The 18,106-nt window shown below is 59.1% G+C and carries 9 protein-coding genes, 7 pseudogenes and 1 riboswitch; of the genes and pseudogenes, 7 read left to right on the forward strand and 9 right to left on the reverse strand.

Going from position 1 to position 18,106, the window contains the following annotated elements; genetic code table 11:
* Positions 1-69: 69 nt before the first annotated feature.
* A pseudogene (locus ACVWZ4_RS05645) lies at positions 70-1,026 on the reverse strand (IS481 family transposase).
* A 230-nt stretch (positions 1,027-1,256) separates the two neighbouring features.
* A complete protein-coding gene (locus ACVWZ4_RS05650) occupies positions 1,257-1,724 on the reverse strand; it encodes a hypothetical protein (protein ID WP_456763502.1) in 468 nt (155 codons plus the stop codon).
* Between the two features lie 748 nt (positions 1,725-2,472).
* On the opposite strand from ACVWZ4_RS05650, the gene ACVWZ4_RS05655 reads away from it, so the two are divergent.
* Together ACVWZ4_RS05655 and ACVWZ4_RS05660 are read left to right on the forward strand one after the other, a co-directional pair.
* Positions 2,473-2,904, forward strand: a complete 432-nt coding sequence (locus tag ACVWZ4_RS05655) for a hypothetical protein (RefSeq protein WP_456701576.1) — start codon at positions 2,473-2,475, stop codon at positions 2,902-2,904.
* A 1,128-nt stretch (positions 2,905-4,032) separates the two neighbouring features.
* On the forward strand, positions 4,033-4,317 hold the full coding sequence (locus ACVWZ4_RS05660; protein WP_456701575.1) for a DUF3892 domain-containing protein: 285 nt from the start codon (positions 4,033-4,035) through the stop codon (positions 4,315-4,317).
* Positions 4,318-5,155: 838 nt separating this feature from the next.
* On the opposite strand, the gene ACVWZ4_RS05665 is transcribed toward ACVWZ4_RS05660, so the two are convergent.
* Complete coding sequence (locus ACVWZ4_RS05665) at positions 5,156-5,488, reverse strand: hypothetical protein (RefSeq protein ID WP_456701574.1); 333 nt, start codon at positions 5,486-5,488, stop codon at positions 5,156-5,158.
* Positions 5,467-5,662: riboswitch (cobalamin riboswitch) on the reverse strand. It overlaps the preceding gene by 22 nt.
* A gap of 617 nt (positions 5,663-6,279) precedes the next feature.
* Here ACVWZ4_RS05665 and ACVWZ4_RS05670 point away from each other — a divergent pair.
* From ACVWZ4_RS05670 to ACVWZ4_RS05680, 3 genes and pseudogenes are all read left to right on the forward strand, one after another.
* Positions 6,280-6,468 (forward strand): hypothetical protein, encoded by a 189-nt coding sequence (locus ACVWZ4_RS05670; protein ID WP_456701573.1) that lies wholly within the window; start codon positions 6,280-6,282, stop codon positions 6,466-6,468.
* 501 nt (positions 6,469-6,969) lie between these two features.
* Positions 6,970-7,750: pseudogene (locus ACVWZ4_RS05675) on the forward strand (type II and III secretion system protein family protein); the annotation flags it as partial.
* 488 nt (positions 7,751-8,238) lie between these two features.
* Entirely contained in the window at positions 8,239-8,607 is a 369-nt protein-coding gene (locus tag ACVWZ4_RS05680) for a tetratricopeptide repeat protein (RefSeq protein ID WP_456701572.1), read from the forward strand.
* Positions 8,608-8,707: 100 nt separating this feature from the next.
* On the opposite strand, the gene ACVWZ4_RS05685 is transcribed toward ACVWZ4_RS05680, so the two are convergent.
* Positions 8,708-9,370: a transposase gene (locus ACVWZ4_RS05685; protein ID WP_456705165.1), complete on the reverse strand. Its 663-nt coding sequence runs from the start codon at positions 9,368-9,370 to the stop codon at positions 8,708-8,710.
* Here ACVWZ4_RS05685 and ACVWZ4_RS05690 point away from each other — a divergent pair.
* Positions 9,305-9,475, forward strand: a pseudogene (locus ACVWZ4_RS05690) (IS630 family transposase); the annotation flags it as partial. The gene ACVWZ4_RS05685 and the pseudogene ACVWZ4_RS05690 sit on opposite strands and share 66 nt — an antisense overlap.
* A gap of 654 nt (positions 9,476-10,129) precedes the next feature.
* On the opposite strand, the pseudogene ACVWZ4_RS05695 reads toward ACVWZ4_RS05690, so the two are convergent.
* From ACVWZ4_RS05695 to ACVWZ4_RS05710, 4 pseudogenes are all read right to left on the reverse strand, one after another.
* Positions 10,130-10,535, reverse strand: a pseudogene (locus ACVWZ4_RS05695) (transposase); the annotation flags it as partial.
* A 238-nt stretch (positions 10,536-10,773) separates the two neighbouring features.
* A pseudogene (locus tag ACVWZ4_RS05700) lies at positions 10,774-11,865 on the reverse strand (IS3 family transposase); the annotation flags it as partial.
* 94 nt (positions 11,866-11,959) lie between these two features.
* A pseudogene (locus ACVWZ4_RS05705) lies at positions 11,960-12,264 on the reverse strand (transposase); the annotation flags it as partial.
* 224 nt (positions 12,265-12,488) lie between these two features.
* Positions 12,489-12,787: pseudogene (locus tag ACVWZ4_RS05710) on the reverse strand (transposase); the annotation flags it as partial.
* A 236-nt stretch (positions 12,788-13,023) separates the two neighbouring features.
* Here ACVWZ4_RS05710 and ACVWZ4_RS05715 point away from each other — a divergent pair.
* Complete coding sequence (locus tag ACVWZ4_RS05715) at positions 13,024-13,893, forward strand: outer membrane protein (RefSeq protein WP_456701571.1); 870 nt, start codon at positions 13,024-13,026, stop codon at positions 13,891-13,893.
* A 1,473-nt stretch (positions 13,894-15,366) separates the two neighbouring features.
* Here ACVWZ4_RS05715 and ACVWZ4_RS05720 read toward each other — a convergent pair.
* The gene (locus ACVWZ4_RS05720) at positions 15,367-15,651 is read right to left on the reverse strand and encodes a hypothetical protein (RefSeq protein ID WP_456701570.1); all 285 of its coding nucleotides are present in this window, start codon (positions 15,649-15,651) and stop codon (positions 15,367-15,369) included.
* Between the last annotated feature and the right edge of the window lie 2,455 nt (positions 15,652-18,106).

The following is an 18,106-nucleotide window of genomic DNA, read 5'->3' on the forward strand; positions in this document are numbered from 1 at the left end:
CTTCCCAACAACGTGGCGCGTGCGGCTGCTGCCTCTAAGGCGCACAGCCCAGTGAGCTGCACTAGGTGTTTAGTCACGGCATTTGCTGGAGCGGTTGAGTTTGAATCGTTCGGGCTGGGAAGTCCAGCATTTGCAAATGTATTCGTCGGGTGTGAGGCCCTTCAGGGTCTTCAGCCGCCGAGCATAGTTGTAGGCGTTGATGAAGTTGGCAAGGTGAGCTTCGAGCTGATCGTGTCGACCGTAGTAATAGCGTTGGACGGTCGCGCCCTTGATCATGCGGTTCATGCGTTCGACCTGACCATTGGTCCAGGGATACTTGATCTTAGTCAGCCGATGTTCGATCCCGCTCTCCCGGCAGCGCATGTCGAACATATGCGTCGCGTATCTTGCTGTCGGGCCGTCCGCATCCCGCGGTGGGAAGGTGAACTGGATCCCATTGTCGGTGAGAACCGTGTGGATCTTGTAGGGGACGGCCGCAATAAGAGCTTCGAAGAAGGCCGCGGCCGAAGTCCTTCCCGTGTTCCTAGCCAGTTGCACGAACGCGAACTTACTGGTGCGATCGATTGCGACGTTGAGGTAGAGCTTGCTCTTCGGCGGTCTGAAGCTCGGCGATGTCGATGTGGAAGTAGCCGATCGGATAAGCCTTGAACTTCTTCTTCGAGGGCTTGCTACCGCCGACTTCCGGCAATCGGCTGATGCCGTGACGCTGGAGCCAGCGATGCAGGGAAGACCGCGTCAGATGCGGGATGGTCGGCTGCAGCGCATAAAGGCAATCGTCGAGTGGCAACAGCGTATGCTGCCGGAAAGCAACGATGATCGCCTCCTCCTCGATGGAAAGGACAGTCGACTTGGCTTCCTTGGGCCTAGTCGAACGATTGGTGACAGTCTCGCGCTGCTTCCATTCACGACAGTCTTCTGGTTGATCCCGTAGCGCTTGGGGAGACCTCTCAGGCTCTCTTGACTATTTTGTATGGCTCGACGGACTGCCTCCGTCGTGGTGGCGCAGCCGTGTAAAATATGTCCCATAGCGCTTCCTTCGAATCGTGCGACAAGGATGCACCATCAAAGTGTGGGACTAAACATGCCCATCAGCTTCGACTGGATGCGAGCTAGCGCGTCACTGAGCCTCGCCGCTTCAATGAAGCGTGTCTCCGAATATGGCGGGTGCGCGGATGGATCGTGCAAGAGGGCCTCCGCTGTATTCGAGAGCCGGCGAAGGGGCGTCCTCAGCCACTGCGCCGCACAAAAGAGCAGTGCTAGTGTGGCAATGGCACAAGCACCGAAACTGCTCCAGAATGGATTAGATTACGGGTGGACGCAAGCGACTCGTCGGCACTCTGCCGAACCAGAAGAGACCAACCGAAGCTTGGAAGGTTCGCGAAGCCGACCGTCGGAACGATCACGGTGAAGTAGTCCCTGCCGTCAGGCCAACGTTCGCGCAGAGACGCAGTCGTGACGCGACTAGCCGCAAGCGCGGAGCCGATGTTGAGCGGCTTGTTGATAAGATCGGGCGGACCAAACATGACGGTTCGATCCCCCGAAAGCAGCAGCACGTCAATGCCGGTTACTTGTAACGAGTCCATGCCTTCTGCGACCCATTTCCAGTCAAGGTGGGCACCGATGACCCCGGCAACGGAGCCGGCGTGGCGCAACGGCGCTGCCAGGTCGATACCGATAGGGCTCACGAGATGCAGGCAACTGGGTGGCCAGTAGTTGAGCGGCATGCACATCGATAGCCGCCGGCGAGACAAGGCCCCGTCTGAACCAAGGTCGCTGTGCGACACTTACTCCTTCGAGCATGCCGTCTTTCGCCGCGAGTTCGAGGCCCGCGACGCCGAGCCAAGTGTAGCGTCGATCAAGGCGGCTCAAGAAGTCGATGTGTACTCGCGCATTCTTAAGATCTGTTAGGTCAATGACCTAAGCGGACCGCGCTACATCCATTAGAGCCGGCGGGCCAACAGCGCGGAACTCATTTCGCCGCGAATTCTTAACGCGTCGCACTGCAGCTTTTCTACCCCTTGCTGTAGCAAGGCCGTGTAGATCGTGGCGGTCACCACCGCCGGCACCAATATGAGCAAGGCGCCTCCACTACCGCGGCTTACGGCCTCATGGAACTAGCGGCACTACGCTCTGGACAGAATCTGCTCATACAGGCACTCCGGCCATCAAGATCGGTAGGATGCTCGGAGCCCACATCATAGCCGCAGCCATCCACGAGCATTCGCCCGCGCCAAAGGGGCCGCGGAGCTGATCGACTACACTGCGCAAGATTGGAGGAAGACCCATTCCCTGATGAGCCAGAGCTTCCCTTCACAAAAAAGCCTGACCAGTCTCAAACTATCTGACGACGAAAGGCGACGGGACGAGCAATAGAACGATTGGGCTGAGACGGGGATCATAATCGCCTCGTGCGGCGAAAAGGTTCAGCGAGCACTGCCTGATCATGCTTGGAACTTTGCTGCAGGGGCGCTCATGACAGAAGACGCGGAGTTTCATATCGACAAGCTGGCATATGCGGTTGCATTGCTAGATGGTGCCAAACGCATTCATTCCTCTGCACCCGGCGAAGATATTTCCCGAATAGGAATTCCCTTCTACCTTCTCATCGGCTTCAGCATCGAGAATGGCTTAAAAGCATTGCTGCAATTTCAGGGGCAGCATCAACCTGCGCTGCAGCGGTCCCACGACCTAGCGGATTTGTTAGCAAAAGCCGATGGACTTCGTGAGCGCCTTTGCCCCGGCGCTGCAAAGGACGCGGAACACCTCAGCCGCTATCACAAAGAGTATTGGTTTCGATACCCTGAGCGCGCCACAACTGCCGACGTCTATAAGGCCGAAAGCGCCTGCATGATGGTCGGCCACCTTTTAGTGGAGGTCGCTCATCTAATTGGCTACAGAGGATAGCTGGTCACTTTCCTACTCGCGCCGGCGGCTCGGACGCCCGCATGTTGCGCCAGCACCGGCAAGCAGCGCGGGCGCGACGCTGGCGAAAGTCTCACAGGGGTCCCACCCGAACCGGTTGGTGCTCACGCGCGCCCCCTAGAAGATCGCGTATGCGTGCAGCGATCTTCCGTGCCTCCTTCGGCCCGAGATTGGGCTTCACGCAATCGAGTATGTCTACCATTGCCTCAGCCTCCCTGGCATTAAACGTCGCGACTTGGCGATCTGCTTGGCTCAGAGACTGATCGGCCGCACGGGCCTGACTGGCTGCAAGCACCGCAAGCGCTTGCGACCGCAGTGGGGTGATGTGCTGCTCGAATGAGTGCATCCGTTGGCCCCGTGGTGTCCCTGCCACGCACCCCTAACATCGGTGGCCAGCCCTCCCCCTTGGAACGGCAAGGCCGGCCACCTTGCTCCTGAGAGGGTCACGTTCTCCCTGGCGCCACCAGATAATAGCGCGGACAAGTAACCGGGGCGCCTATCAGAATTGGTGGGGACGAGAATGTAAGGTGGTGCGAGCATGCTCAGCGCCGTCGAGGTACATTCGGACGTGAAACCACAGCACGTTCATGGAAGGGTCGCAGATGGTGAAATGGTTCTACAAAACTCACGCTGGGGTGGCTCAGATCGTTCCCACTGGGGAGGATTTTACGGTCACGCTCGGTGATGAGACATTGGGGCGGTATGCTTCGCCAGCCTCCGCGGCCGAAGACTTGGCGAACGAGACATGCTCTTGGCCTTCGGCCGGAGACCCATCAAACCTGGGCATACCGGACAAAATCAGCCAGTGGCAGCGGGTGCGTTGACTTACGCTCCCGAGGGTCCTCGCCCCTGGTGATCACCGCCTGCTTGGATCATCCGCAGTCGAAGTTAGCGGCAACGTGACTCGGCGCCCGAGCCGTTGGAGGCAGAGCGCTGTCCCTGCAACGCACCGCCAACTTCGACACAGCCAGCCTCACAGCAGCGGAAGAAGCCGACGGTACGATACATTCATCAGGAAAAGCCCTGGCACAACTACCAGAACCGGTCGGCCCCACGTCGTCAGGCAATCTCTAAGCTGGTCCGACAGCCTGCAGAGACGGGAGACCCCGCATGGCAAAACGCGTGCGCATTCGTTGCATAAACACGTCTGACAGGCGAAACGCACATGAGAGAATCAAATTTGTCGGCGGGCTGAATTCAGACGGAACGCGATGGAGGCTATCCGTCGCGAAGACTATTGGAGATATCGAAAGCCGCGAGTGGGAGTTCTACGTCGAAGAATCAGGCATCACTGTCGAGGTCATCGTCGCGACCGACGGCCGACACAAGTACATCAAGACAACAGTGGATGGAATTCAACCGGACAATCTCCTCTCGCTCCCTGAGTGTCCGTGAGGGATCGCAGGCAGTGCGGGCGAGACTCGGCGCCTGTTGGCTTGGGGCATGACAGGACGCTGTCCCTGCCCCGCCCGCACTACCATAGAAGCTAGCGGCACGTGACTCGGCGCTGACCGTTCTGGTGCCATCGCGCTGTCCCTGCCACGTCCCGCTAACTCCGGGGCTCCGTATCCGCGCTGGCTGACCAAAAGCTGACGAGACTGCGCGGCCATCCATAAAACGAAAAGCGGCCCGTGTGAGCCGCTTGCCGTCGAGAACAATACAGACGAGCCTATGATGGCTGCGAGCGTCAAGCACACGACTGCTCGGGCAATAGCTTCGTGTTGACAATTACTGAGGACATCTATCTCAAGGGTTATTCGGTTGGCCACGAGGCGCTCACTAGAAAAGTCATCGGTGAGAGGACAGCTAGGCTGGCCTGATCGCCTTATGTTCGACCGGCCGGAGGCGCGGTCGATGGTCGGGACGCCGCCGGATAAGCTCGGGGCGCTTTTGAAGGCAGCCAAGGGATTTCAATGATCCTTCGGGTGCTATGAATCCACAGAACGAGGAGTCCTTTAGTCGCCTGTCGCATTCGAGCGGGTTCGGGTCGTGGAGCCCTCCACATCATAGCCGCTGAAAACAGCCGCCCACCATCAAAGGCGGCTGTGATCGTCTTGCGCCCGACCGCTGGAAACAGGAAGGGCAGAATCGTATCGTCGCCCATGGCCGGTGTGGTTGCCTCGATGATGTCAGCGCAGAATTGGTCTCAGCAACCGAATCTCACGTCCCATCAGCGGGTCAAACCACACTCGCCTCGCCAGCCACCCACAGGCCCTTCATCAATAAAGATGGGCTAGATACGGCCGAAAGCCGCCCACACCCCGTTTTCGCCGTCCCAGCTGCCGCGGCTTGCCGCCTTGGAGTACTCCGTGGCGCGCTGCTCGAAGAAATAGGCGTGCTCGACACCATTGAGAATCTCGACAAGCCACGGCAATGGATGCGCCTTGAGCTGGGTGAATCCGCCCTCCTTGGCCTCGAAGAAGCCGAAGACCGGGGCAATCCGCAGCTGGGTCAGTCGCCAGTCGGCGACATAGCGGACGTAGGCGTGGATCTGCTCAGCTCGCATGCCCTCGATCTTGCCGAGGCCGAAGGCGAGGTCGACGAAGTTCTCCTCCAGCTTCACCATGGTCTTGGCGACGTCGACGATGTCGTCACGGACAGTGCGCGTCACCGCGCCACGATGACAACCGCTCGCCGCTTACAGTTGCGGGGGCAGCCTCGGAATAGCCGTCGCCGGCGCACCGGGTTCCCTCTTAGCTTCCATCCTACGAGATGCGGGAATGGAACTGCAAGGCCAAAACAGAGCACGTGTGCTGCTATGCTGGGAGCGTTTGATTGCTCCCCACATCCAACGCTGTTGGGCCGGGGAACGGACGTCTTGCTTTCTTCGCACGTGATGCGGGCAATGTGCAAACTTGCTTGCGAATTTGTCCCCCCTTGAGAATGGCGGAGTTCTTCTCGGCTGGGCGCGTGGTGGCCGCGCGGCGGACTAATTCTAGCGTTAGCCCATCGCGGCGATAGCCGATAGCTCCCCACTTCGACGTCCTGATGTAGCTGCCGACATAGTTGCGGCTGGGGCCGCTCATCGCGGGTCAAGTATCCGGTCTAGCGGGGTTAACTCCTCGGCCGCACGGCCATCTCACAGGTTGTCCTACAAGTCTGGCTGAATCCTAGTGGCTCCGAAATCTCGTTGGCAGAGGATCCGGGAGCTTCGTCTATGCCAACGTATAGCTTTCGAAGGAGCGCCTCGCCTGCCATTCCTTTCTTGAGGCCGACGCGATAACTGGGACAGACAAGGCGCCGGAGGCCCAAGCTTTTTCTACGATTTTAGGTCGTGTTCTGGAATGCGAAATTTTAGGATGGCGAAATTCATGTGAACAGATTAGAGTGTGACGAAGTGTGGGCTAAGAGGTTGGATTGAAATTGACTCTCGGCTCTCCTCGCTGGACCAAACGAGAAGACGAACTGCTGCGCAAGCTTGTTGATGCCGGCACGCCTGTGAAATCCATTTGCGATACGCTCAATAGATCCGGGCTAGAGCTTCGCAGGCGCGGCTACTACATTGGCCTACCAAGGAAGTGGTTCAAGCGAACAGCCAACATCTGACGCTGTGAGGCGGCGCTCAGCAATAGGCAGTTCTTCCTGAACCCGGCTCTCAGTATGGCGGCAGTCCGAGGGACGACCGAGCACACCCGCAGCGCCGCGACCTTCGCCCGGTTGCCGGGCGGGCCAGCAAACGGCAATTCGGGAACAGCCCGAAGCGGTCGTCCGCGGCAATGTGCCCGCCCTGTCAGGGCAGACTGCCGCAATGCCGGCGCATCTAATCAAATGATCCGCGAGAAGCTCGACGCGGTCGGCATAGCCCGATTGACAGCTGATTTGCGCCGACCCCGTCAATTGGACCGCAGCGTCATCCTATTCGACACCCAGCTTTGAGACGATCGACGAAACCGGGAATTCCGAACCCGATCTCGTTAGATGCAGCATGTCGCTCGCAACAAGGGATTTGCCGACGCGCGTCAGGCATTCGCCCTTGTCGCAGAAAACCTCGCGCGTGGAAACACTCGACCCCCAGCGCGCCAGCGATGTTGCGCAACGTGAGGTCGCCTTATTAGGACCGCCGGCGGCGGCTCGGTGGACGTGCTGATCTCTGCATTTGGGAACCAAAAGATTGGCTCGCAGCTTGGCGAAACCGAACTTGACCACGCTTTCCGGCGATGCCGCCCGCTTCCTTGCCGGCGGCGAGTTTCCCGTCCCGATCCCGACCCAAACGACGAACGGCTTTCCAGCCCTCACAATCGACTTCAAGAAGTTCGGTGTCGAGTTGTGCTTCGTCGCCACCGTGCTCTCGCGCAGCGTGATCAACCTTCGGATCGAGCCGTCGGTCAGTGAACTTGATTTCGCCAATGCAGTGACGATCCAGGGGACGACCGTTCCACCCCTACCCGCCGCGATGCACGCACGACGGTCGAACGGCGCGACGGCCAGAGTTTCGCCATCGCCGGCCTGCTGCAGACTCGCAATCGCCAGGACGTTTCGCAACTTCCCTGGATCGGCTCGGTGCCCGTGATCGGGACCTTGTTCAGCAGCAAATCGTACCAGCAGGAGGAAACCGATCTGGTCATCATCGTCACGCCGCGCCTGGTTGCGCCGGCGGCACCCGGCCAGCAATAGGCATCGCCGCTCGACTCCCGACTTCCGGCAAACGACGTCGATTTCTTCCTCAATTGGTCAGATGGAAGTCCGCAAGCGCTACAACGATTACGTCAATTCCGGTGGTGAAGTGAAGGGTCCGTACGGGCACATCATCGCTCCCGAGGTCAGGGCGCCCCTTCCGGCGCCGGCCGCTACTGTTGCCGACCAGCCGGTCGTGAAAACCCTCAACTAAAGCAAGCGAGAGATGACCATCAGGTATCTGGCTCTGCTCGCGCCGCTCCTGCTCGGCGGATGTTATGGCCTCGCCGGTCATGACGAGGTGGATCGCTACTTCCAGCGTTCGAACACCATCACGATGACCGCGGGCGATGCCAAGCAGGTCAATGCCGTCATGCACACGATCCATCCCTGGCCGCGATACGTCGGCGACCGCAGGATCGCTTACGACGCTCGTGCGTTGGTGCCGCGGTCACACGCTATGGCAAAACGCAACAGCCGGTGGATCAGCTTCCCGACATTAGCGATGCGACCAGGCAAATGGGTGTGCGGACAACGCCGACGCAGAACCTTAACATCGAGGGATTGGGGGCAGGTTCGTCAACCGGCGTGTCGATGCCGGTCGGCGGAACACCAGCTGGCAGGTAAAGGACGATGGGGCGTTGGGTTGAGTAATTTAGCGACGATATTTCCATAAGGCCGCTGAGCCGGGGGACAACGCTTATGCGGCGCATCATCTTAGTTCTAACTTGTTGCTGGTTGGGAATAGTCCTTGGCGGGTGTAAACAGACACTGAGGGACGCCGCAGTCGTGGTTCTCATAGAGCCGCCGGGCGGGGACCCTGTGCAGGAACCGACCGCCGATCTGGCCGATCAGGCTTATGCGCAGGCGATCCGGCTTGGCGGCGAGACCGTTCGGATCCTGAACAATCGGGGCTATTCATACATGCTGCGCGGCAATCTCGCCGGCGCACGACGAAAGTTCGAAAAGGCCTATTCGCTCGACCCCGGCAACCCGGTCATCGCCAATAACCTCGAACTGCTCGACGGCAGCCGCAGGTTCATCGAACGGCCGCCGAACAACCAATCCTGACGCGCGCCTTAACGAGCGATTCAGCGCAATCTACTTTCCATCAGCTTCTCGCCTCGACGAGCAGTTCGTGCCCGCTCTGCGCGCTCTCGTGCACGCCGACCTAGAAGCCGATGAGTTCCTTCTTGCCTTCCGCCGTCTCGCCGATCAGCACCAGCATGCATGTGCTGTGGTCTTCCATGCGAGCCTGCAGGAAGACGCCGTCCGCCCACACGTATACGTACCGGCGCGCCGACAAATCGCGCTTCTGCCAATGCTGTAGTCGTTCTGCCACCCCGTCGTCAGTCTGGAAACGACCGCCGGAGAAATAATTCGGCGCATCCTTGCCCAAGAGCGTCGCCAGCGCCTCCTGGAAGTCGCCCGTCGAGATGCCTCGCAGGTACAGCACCGGCAAAAGTGCATCCAAGCTCTTCGTGCGCCGTGCCCACAACGGCAAGATCGCCGAGGTGAAGCGAATCCGCTCGCCATCGCGGGCCACCGCGCGATCCCGAATGTTTACCCGGGCGACTTCGACGGCGCCGATCCCCGTCTGGATCGTCCGCACGGGACCATGGCCGTCCCGCACGAGGCGGTCGCGGCCGTCGGGAAGCTTCAAGTGCTTCATCCCGGCGCTAAACGCCTCGGCTTCCATCTCGACAGCCTGCGCAAGAAGGGCGGAGATCGCAAGTCCCACCGGATCGATGCCCACCAGGCGCGCAAGCTCGATCGTGACCGCCTCGTCTTCATCGATGAGACCTGGGCATCGACCAACATGGCGCGAACACATGGCCGCTGCCAACGCGGCGAACGTCTGCAAGCCGCCGTTCCGCGCGGCCATTGGAAAACAACAACCTACGTGGCTGCTCTAACCACGCGCGGTATCATCGCGCCCTGAGGCGATCGGGCGAACGGCAGAAACGACGGCCGGCTCGTGCGTAAAAGCACGTTACTCAAGAGCAACTGGCGTTGGAGGCCGAGCTGGATCTTACGTACGTCGCTGCAGGTCCCGACCGCGCTAGGTTCGTCTGCCCGATGTGACGATATCCTTGTGTGACGATATCCTTGGACGCCTCAGCCATCGAGATGAGCTTTAGGCGCGCTCTTTTTCGGCCAACGTCCGAAGCGTTCGCATGTCAACCCGTCCGTCCGTAGGCGTATCAATGTAATCAATTTGGATGTCGGACATCTCAAGAAACTCTGCCTTGGACAGAGCTTCTCTCGCGCTCGGCCTTTGAACGGAGAAATACTTTCGGCCGTACTCCGTTCGATGACATGTGATTGTGTAGGTCATGAGCCGCCTCCGTTGAAGGACGGTGCTCCTGTTCCGGTCAATGAGTATGCTATCTCAATGTAGCAGCTTCGTGTCGCCTAGCGCAGCTCTGACCGTCGGCTCGTCTGCGTAAACACTGTAGCCCAGTATGCGACATCCCAACGGTCGGGCACCTACCAGTAATGATGGGGATCCTGCGCAACGACGCTCACTCGGCCTGAACTCTGGCGTCTACGCTTGATTTGGTTGTGAGATCCACGCGCGCTCTTGATACGTGTCGCTTGTCCAGCTGTCAGGCAGAAAAAGACGCGACCATCACTGGCACTTCGCCGCGCGCAAACGTAAAGACACCAGCGTTTGGCAATTTGCGGTTTTATCGAGAGCCGACGCGGATTGAGCCGCAACACCAACCGATCGCTCACCCTTCTTCGGCAGTGAGGTGTCATCGATAACCACCATAGCATCCCTGCCGCCGACAAGTCGGTCCGCCTGGTTGAGCAGCTCCTGCACATCGTCCGGGATGCGGTTCCAGACACGGTCTGGTCGAGACTGATGCCGCCAGCGCTTCAACGCCTCCCACCCCGTAGCGATCATACCAGCGATAGAATGTGGCGCGCGGGATCCCGAGCTTGTGCAGTGTGCGCTTGGCCGGAAGGTGCGATTGCTCGACCAAATGGATGATCTCGGCCTTCTCGGAGGCGGGATACTGAAGTGGACCCTATGTTGAGGACCACCGGGTCTGGTTTCTTAAGTGCAGCTTGCTACCGTTCGTTCTTCCCGATACTTTACGCCACTGTTGCTTGCTGCTGTCGTGGCTGTGGGGATGTGGGCAACGCGCAGCGTTGTCCAAGCTTCTCGCTTGCGAGAAGGTCATATCCACAGCCTCTTCGCCGAATGCGCCGGTGACACCTGCCCGCCATCGGCGCGCGGTTTTCCAGCGCCTGATGGGGGCGCTGGAAATTGTAAAACTCGATCCATCGGGCGATTCCGGCTTTGGCCTCGTGGCCATCCGAATAACCCTTGAGATAGATGTCCTCCTATTTGAGCGAGCGCCACAGCCGCTCGATGAACACGTTGTCCATCCAGCGGCCGCGACCGTCCATCGAGATCCTGACGCCGGTTGCGGCCAGCGTGCCGATGAAGGGGGCGCTGGTGAACTGGCTGCCCTGGTCGGTATTGAATATCTCAGGCCGGCCGAAGCGCGCCAAGGCCTCTTCGAGCGCAGACACACAGAACGATGTGTCCATCGTGTTCGACAGGCGCCAAGCCAGCACCGCATGGCTCGCCCAATCGATGATCGCCACCAGATATAGAAAGCCCTGGCCGATCGGCACATAGGTGATATCGGCCGCCCACACTTGATTTGGCCGGTCGATCACCATAAGGCGCAAGAGATACGGGAAGATTTTGTGTCCCGGCACCGGCTTTGTGGTTCTGGGCTTTGGTCCCAGCGCCGCGATGCCCATCTTGCGCATCAACCGCTGCACGTGCTTGCGATTGATGCGACAGCCTTCGCCATTGAGCATCGCCGTCATCCGCCGCGAGCCCAGGAACGGCCAGGCCATGAACAGCTGGTCGATCCGTCGCATCAGCTCAAGGTCGTTGTCATTGGCCGGCCGCGGCGGCCGATATACGCTCGATCGCGCAACGCTCAGCAGTTGGCATTGCCGGCGGATCGATAGACTCTCATGATCGCGCTGAAGCAATCCTCGGCGATCCGGCGCGCTCATCTTCCGGACCTCCTGGCTAAGAAATCTCGCTCGACCATCAATTGTCCGATCTTGGCGTGGAGCTTCTCGACCTCCAGTTCGTGGGTCGCCTCGCCATCCCGACCGGCGCCCGCGTCGAACGCCCGAACCGCTTGATCCTGAAGCTGCTTCTTCCACGCATAAATCTGGTTCACATGCACCTGGTAGCGCCGCCAGATCCGTCACCGTTGATTGTTCTCGTAGCGCCTCCAAGGCGATCTTTGCCTTCAGCGCCGCATCGATTTTCCGTCTCATCTTCTTCATGGTCCGCTCCGTTTATCAAAGCGGAACGGCATCCGCACCACCTAAGCCGCCGGTCCACAATCCGGGGGTCCACAATCCGGGGGTCCACTTCACCACAAACCTCATCGACCAGCTTGCGCTTCCGACCAGGCTTCATGGCTTTCGGCGGATCACGTCCTGCAGCATCTCCTTGTCGAGCGACGGATCGACGACCAGCTTCTTCAGCTTGGCGTTCTCGTCCTCGAGCTGCTTCAGCCGGCGCATCTCGGTCGGCAGCAGCCCGTCATACTTCTTCTTCCAATTGAAGTAGGTTGCCTGGCTGATCCCGGCCTTGCGGCAAATCTCCGCCACCGCGCCCCCGTCGCTGCCCTGCTTGAGAATGAACGCCTTCTGGGCGTCCGAAAACTTCGAGGCCTTCATCGTCGTCGCTCCTGCCAGTCGAGGGATTTATGCAGCGCCAACTCTAGCCAGAAATGGTCCAGTTTGCCGGCCTCAGATCATGCGACGACGCCGAAGTTTGGGCCAGTTGTTGACCGGGACCATCGTTTCTGGACGACTCGTAAATGCTGCTACGGCCCCGTGAGGTTCAACAGTCGAGAGCGGCCTCAATCGTCCTGGGCGAACGCGGAGGCGACGAAGGCGGAGACCACGCGCCGGCAGCTCTTAACTTGCATCGGGCACGGCTCCGAGAAGCCAGGGAAGTAGGAGCCCTTTCGCAGCTTGAGATGCGTAGTTCGACTGCGCCAGCGCGGCCCCCCAGATCCCGTCGCGGTAGCCATTGCGCTGGGCCAGTCGCTCGAGGGTCTTCTCGCCATAGCCGAGACTAGTTTTGGCTTTCAAGCCCCATCAGGCGCTTGGCCGCAAAGCCGATCGTCTCGCGCAACAGATCGGCATCAGGGGTTTTCTCCACGAGCGTGCGCAGGTTCGTCATGGCATCGGTCATCGGTGGTTCCTCGGTTGCGTGGGCGTGTCGCGCCCTGATCCTACCGGAGAAGTGCCGGTAACTTCGGCAAAGCTTTGCTCTACCGAGCTACACCACCATCAGAGACACGACCGAAGCTTTGGCGCCCCCTACCGGATTTGAGAGGTGATCTGCCTGCCAGCTCGAAATATCGAGATAACCACAACTTGGGACCAAACTACGCAATATTTTTCTGTGTCCAGCAGGAGGACTCTAGGATGAAGTGCAACAAGCAATTGTCGCTCGCGGGCATCATTGCATTCGGGGCGATTGCTTTTGGGAGCGGAAGCTTGGCTGCTGACTTGCCTGCGGCAGCTGTTATCAAAGCGCCAACTCCCGTTGCTCCTCTCTTCAGCTGGACTGGAGGTTACATCGGAGGCAGTCTAGGCTCGGGTTGGGGGAACAGCCAGACCGACCTCGGTGTGGGCAATACATTCATTGGCGCTCCCGTCAACCAGTCTGTAAACCAGCTCATCGGAGGCACTGTCGATTTGAATGTGCCAATGCCGCAGGTACAGATGAACGGCTTCCTCGGCGGTGTACAAGCCGGTTACAACTTGCAGTCTGGCGTGATCGTGTACGGCCTGGAAGGCGATTTTTTATGGAGTGGTATCAAGGGGCGCACTGGCTGCTTTGTCCTCTTGAACTGCACGCACGAGGCCAAATGGATTGCGGATATCACCGGACGGATTGGCGTCACGGTGGGCGACCGCGGCTTGGTCTACATCAAGGGCGGGGCGGCTTGGGCCGATTCCAGCATTGGCATCAACCAGTCCTTCGCCGTTACGTCGAATTTGGGGACGGGCTTTGCTGCTAACGGTGCCGTCGATGGACGAGCGAGCAAGAACATCTTTGGCGGCACATTGGGTGCGGGCATCGAGTATGCCTTCCTGCCCGGCTGGTCAGCGAAAGTTGAGTATGACTACTTCGATTTCGGCAGGCAAGACGTGGCGCTTCCGGTCTCGGCAGCAGGCCGTGTGCAGACGGGAGATGGTGCGCCTGGTGCCATCGCTGTTGGGGTCAGGACGCCTATCTCCTTCAAGCAGCAGATTCATACGATCCGGGTTGGCGTGAACTACCACTTCTGACTCGGCAGGAGCTTTGATCTGGCGACGCTCTGCCTCTCCTACGGCAACTCACGCTCGATGCAGCGAGCTCGTCTCCATGCGCTCCCCGTCCAATGCGGCCGAAACCGCTTGGATATCTGCAGGAGATGGATGATGAGAGGCATTGATGGGCCGGGCAGGACCGCCTTCTCGGGGATTCACACCCACGAAGCTGGTGGCGCGGACGGACCCGGCCAATCATCATATTTTTCGTGGAGCAGACGCGCGCTGAGCCTCAAGAGGACAGCGCCCCTCCATTAGCAACAACCTGCGCATCATCGGTGAGCTTGGTCGACCTGATTGAGCTCGGCCGTCGCCACGGTCGAAATACATCGCGCGTCTCCATGGGCCGGGTTGACAGGACGCTCGCGAGGTACTGCTCGACTTCGCGGACCGGGGTGCGCAAGCTCTCGCTCGCCGTATCAGCGTTGGAAGCTGAGCGGCTCTCGGTATCGGAATAGATGTGGCGCGAGAATGCCGGCGACGAGCACAACATACATGAGGCACCTAGCGAAATCGTTGAGCTCGCCACCGAAGATCAGCATGCCGCCGGCAACGGCCACGGAAAACGCCGGCCAAGGCACCCGTGATGGTTGGCGGATCTGCCGAAGCTCAAGACAGTTTTGTCGCCGCCGTTGATGCAAGAGCTGAATCGAACATCAGCGGCGCGAGCAGCAGGCCGCCGGCACCTACGAGACGCTCGCCTACTTTACGTTGCCGGACATCCATAGGTGGAAGACTCAAACGAAAAATCCGCTCAAGCGCATCGATTCGGCGTCGAACCCGTATTGTCGGCATCTTCTCCGACAGTCAATCCTGCCCCAACTTGGCGGCGGCCCGGCTGCGGCACATTGCCGGAACGGCGTGGCCGACCAAATGCTACATGAACATGCGACCGCTCTATAACCCACAACTCTCTGAAACCGGAGCCGTCGTCTGATCAAAGTGCGAATTTCTGGACAGCACCCCAGGATCGGCCCCACCGTCGCATGCTCCCGCAGAGCCTCCAGCGCTATCTTCGCCTTGTGCGCCACCTTGATCTTCCGCGTCCCTTGCGATGGAACGCTCAAGCCGAGCTAGCCAACCGATCCGCTTTTTGGAGTCTATTTCACCAAGACGTGCGTCGCCGAATGCTTCGATTCTTCGACAGTCGCCTACGAGGCGGCCCCCTCAGCGTATCTGGCTTTGCCACCATAAAATTTATCGGACTCATTCTTGCATACAGTTCTGTAGAAGTCGTCCGCGTCTTCCGTCGCGTATCCAGCCCCGGCAAAGCACACTCTCGTGTTTTCCTGTAGTATGCCTTATCCTGCTCGCACTATCAAAAAGAACCGCGTTTAGACAACCAACAGTGCCACAACATCATCCTTTGACAATCATCATTCTCGCGTGATTGATGCAAACGGCAATGTTGAACGATGTGAACGAGTCGCTTATGCCGCAGCGGGATCTCTCCTAGGCGACCGTGACGGCGGCAAGTCCCAAAATCACGTTGCGGTTGATGCCGAAATGGAGGCGATAGAGCCACCAGATTGCGCAGCACCGGTCGAAATCGGAGAGTGCCCGAGCCCGCCTTGTTGCTGCTGCGACCCGCGCTATTGGCTTCATGACACGTCTCGTCTGGAAACCTGAACGTCTCGGGATCAGTGCTTCAAATTTAGTGAGTTTTTGGTCGGTGGCGGTCCGCTGTCGCGCGCATGCATCGGCGAAAGATTGGGAGCTGAGGTTCAGGTTTGCCATGGCATTGCGTCTCGAAGCTTGATGGAAAGACGCATATGTGCATCCGACCTTTCCGTAACCTTACGATACAAGTGTTGCTTCCCCAAACACTCAGATCTGGTAGTGACAATTGACAGCGCTCTATGCGATAGTAACCGCGGCGGCACGCATTAGTTGGCAGACCCGATGCTGGCGCATCGAACCGATCGGAGCCGATGGCGTTGGCTGCACCTCGGAAAACGGCCTAAGCTCAGGCGGCGCGGGCTAAGCGCCATGTGATATCGCCTCAACTCATCGATGGCCATTGATCCTGAGCTCTATTCGCGGCTGATGAACCCGCCCCTGGCGACTGGTTATTCGGAGACGGTGATCGACTGCGACTTCCTGCCGCTGTGGTGATGCGGCTAACGAATGTGTTTCGTCATTTGAAAAACTTGCCGGCCAACCACTTAACCGATTAGACACGCGATATAGCCGGGCTATACGGCAAAGCTGCCGGCCCACAACACTGGTCGGTAACGGTCGGCACTACGTTGCGCAGCCCGATGCGGCCTTCGCGAGTATTGAGGCCAAGCGAATACGAATTGGCGCGCACCACCCCCTCTCTGAGGACAGTCCTTCAACTGAACAGACTACCAAAGCATATCATGCTGTGCGCACACGCATGCTCAAAGACCAATTTTCTGGTCGCGATGACTGGGTTCGTTGAAGTCTGTGCTCGGCCCGAGCCTATACCGTAGAGAAATACTTTGCGCGAGGCTCGGGAGCGATCGGTTTCATTTTTGGCTGCACGGGCTGATGGGGCGGTCAGCGGCCGGCAGTGAGCATGGTCCGCGTGCGTCACAACAGTTGCTGTTTGTTTGTGAATTGCCGCACAGGTTCTGTCAGCTTTTGGAAAGCTAGGGTGGATACAGAGCCGTTGGGGTTCGCGAGGCGTGGTAGAGACAGCGCCATAACCAGAAGGGGACAGCGCCGAGTCACGCTCCTGCTAACCTCAATCTGCAGCGCAGGCGCGGCAGGGACAGCGCCGATCTAGTCCCAAACCGACCGGCGCCGAGTCGCGCCCGCGCTGCTTTCCGGTGTCGGAGAAACGACCCTGGTAGCCGTACTGTCATGCTTTTTCAGCACGGACACCCGGCCTGCTTGTGCCAAGGGAGATTGGCGACGTTAGATTTTGCGGCGCGTGTGGTCTTTCAAGCGATCGCTTCCATGCCTCCCGTCTTACTCCGCCAACATTCTTGGGCTCTCATGAATGGCAGCGTGTAAGCCTTTTTTCATGCAGCGGGGCGGTTTGGTATCTGGGCATCTGCAATTTCTCCGCGGAGGTAGCGGACCAGCGTAGAAAGTAGCAGACCAACCAACCCATTGAGGTAGGTGATTGGCAGTCGTACTAAGCCTACAACCTGGCGGCACCCTAGGTGGCTAAGTGCCAGCGTTGATGCCGAATGGGGCAAGGCTGGCGCCAGGGTTAGCGGCGGCGTGGCAGGGACAGCGCTTTTCCAGGGATTGAGCGCCGAGTCACGTCGCCGTTAACTATTGACGTCGCTGGCGCAGGTTGGGACAGCGTCTTTGAAGGTTTGCCCACGAGGACAGGTAGGTGCCCGGCGGCACCGCTCGGCAATACCACTTGGTAGCACCGCAAGGGCTTGCCCCTCACGGGAGCAAACGTGCCCGGCGACAAACAGGCTTGCGACATCGGCCAGGAATAGCGCTTTCAGGGTTTCACTGCCCAATCGCCGAACCACCCGCTAGTTTCGTATCATACCGGATACCAGGAGCAGCATCGGATTCTTTCCATGGCGCCAGTCTCGCCTGCGCTGCTCTCCGTGTTCTGCAACAACTCTTTCCTGACACCCTCGTCGCTGTTGGCACCGCTCGGCAACATCGAAGTCTCCCAGCTGAGTGACCTAAAGGTAAGCCGGCCCCCGGTGCTCGAATGGTCAAGACAACGCCCAAGCCGAAGCCTCTCAGCAAGTCTCGCGCGCGCGCTGAATCCCAATTCGCTCGGGCTCATGGGTGGGTAGCGATACGCGTGGCCATCTGTTTGACTAAACATTGGCGGATCCAATTCGCGGCGCTTGCCGCTTGCCCTCGCAGAATCGCGTGCGCGTTCCAAGTCGACGCTGCGAGACTTTGCTCTCTGGACTCCACTCTTCTGCAGCCAATGGCTGCTGCCAAAATAGGTTACGATTTGCCGTACCGCGTTTGATTTGAACTGGTCCTTGTACTTGATAACCTGACCGGCGCGACTTGAGCCTCAGCCAAGAGAGTTCGCCGTCGTGCCTCTTCAGCGATCGGGAGAGCCTAAAATTCCGTATCAGGCTGAACGTAGAGTGCGGAACGTCCACAAAGATGTTGTACCGCTAGACGAAATTCGCGGAGTCCAGAGAGTGAACGCGATTAGGGTCCCTGCACACGCAGTCTGCGCTGATCCAGGGATTAAGACCACTACAAAGACGGCTGGACGGCTATCGCT

It is taken from the genome of Bradyrhizobium sp. USDA 4472, assembly GCF_054058595.1.

Excerpts from the sequence above, each read along its gene's own strand:
- ACVWZ4_RS05650 (WP_456763502.1), bottom strand. The coding sequence starts at position 1,724 with ATGCCGCTCAACTACTGGCCACCCAGTTGCCTGCATCTCGTGAGCCCT.
- ACVWZ4_RS05655 (WP_456701576.1), top strand. The coding sequence starts at position 2,473 with ATGACAGAAGACGCGGAGTTTCATATCGACAAGCTGGCATATGCGGTT.
- ACVWZ4_RS05660 (WP_456701575.1), top strand. The coding sequence starts at position 4,033 with ATGGCAAAACGCGTGCGCATTCGTTGCATAAACACGTCTGACAGGCGA.
- ACVWZ4_RS05665 (WP_456701574.1), bottom strand. The coding sequence starts at position 5,488 with ATGGTGAAGCTGGAGGAGAACTTCGTCGACCTCGCCTTCGGCCTCGGC.
- ACVWZ4_RS05680 (WP_456701572.1), top strand. The coding sequence starts at position 8,239 with ATGCGGCGCATCATCTTAGTTCTAACTTGTTGCTGGTTGGGAATAGTC.
- ACVWZ4_RS05685 (WP_456705165.1), bottom strand. The coding sequence starts at position 9,370 with ATGTGTTCGCGCCATGTTGGTCGATGCCCAGGTCTCATCGATGAAGAC.
- ACVWZ4_RS05715 (WP_456701571.1), top strand. The coding sequence starts at position 13,024 with ATGAAGTGCAACAAGCAATTGTCGCTCGCGGGCATCATTGCATTCGGG.
- ACVWZ4_RS05720 (WP_456701570.1), bottom strand. The coding sequence starts at position 15,651 with ATGGCAAACCTGAACCTCAGCTCCCAATCTTTCGCCGATGCATGCGCG.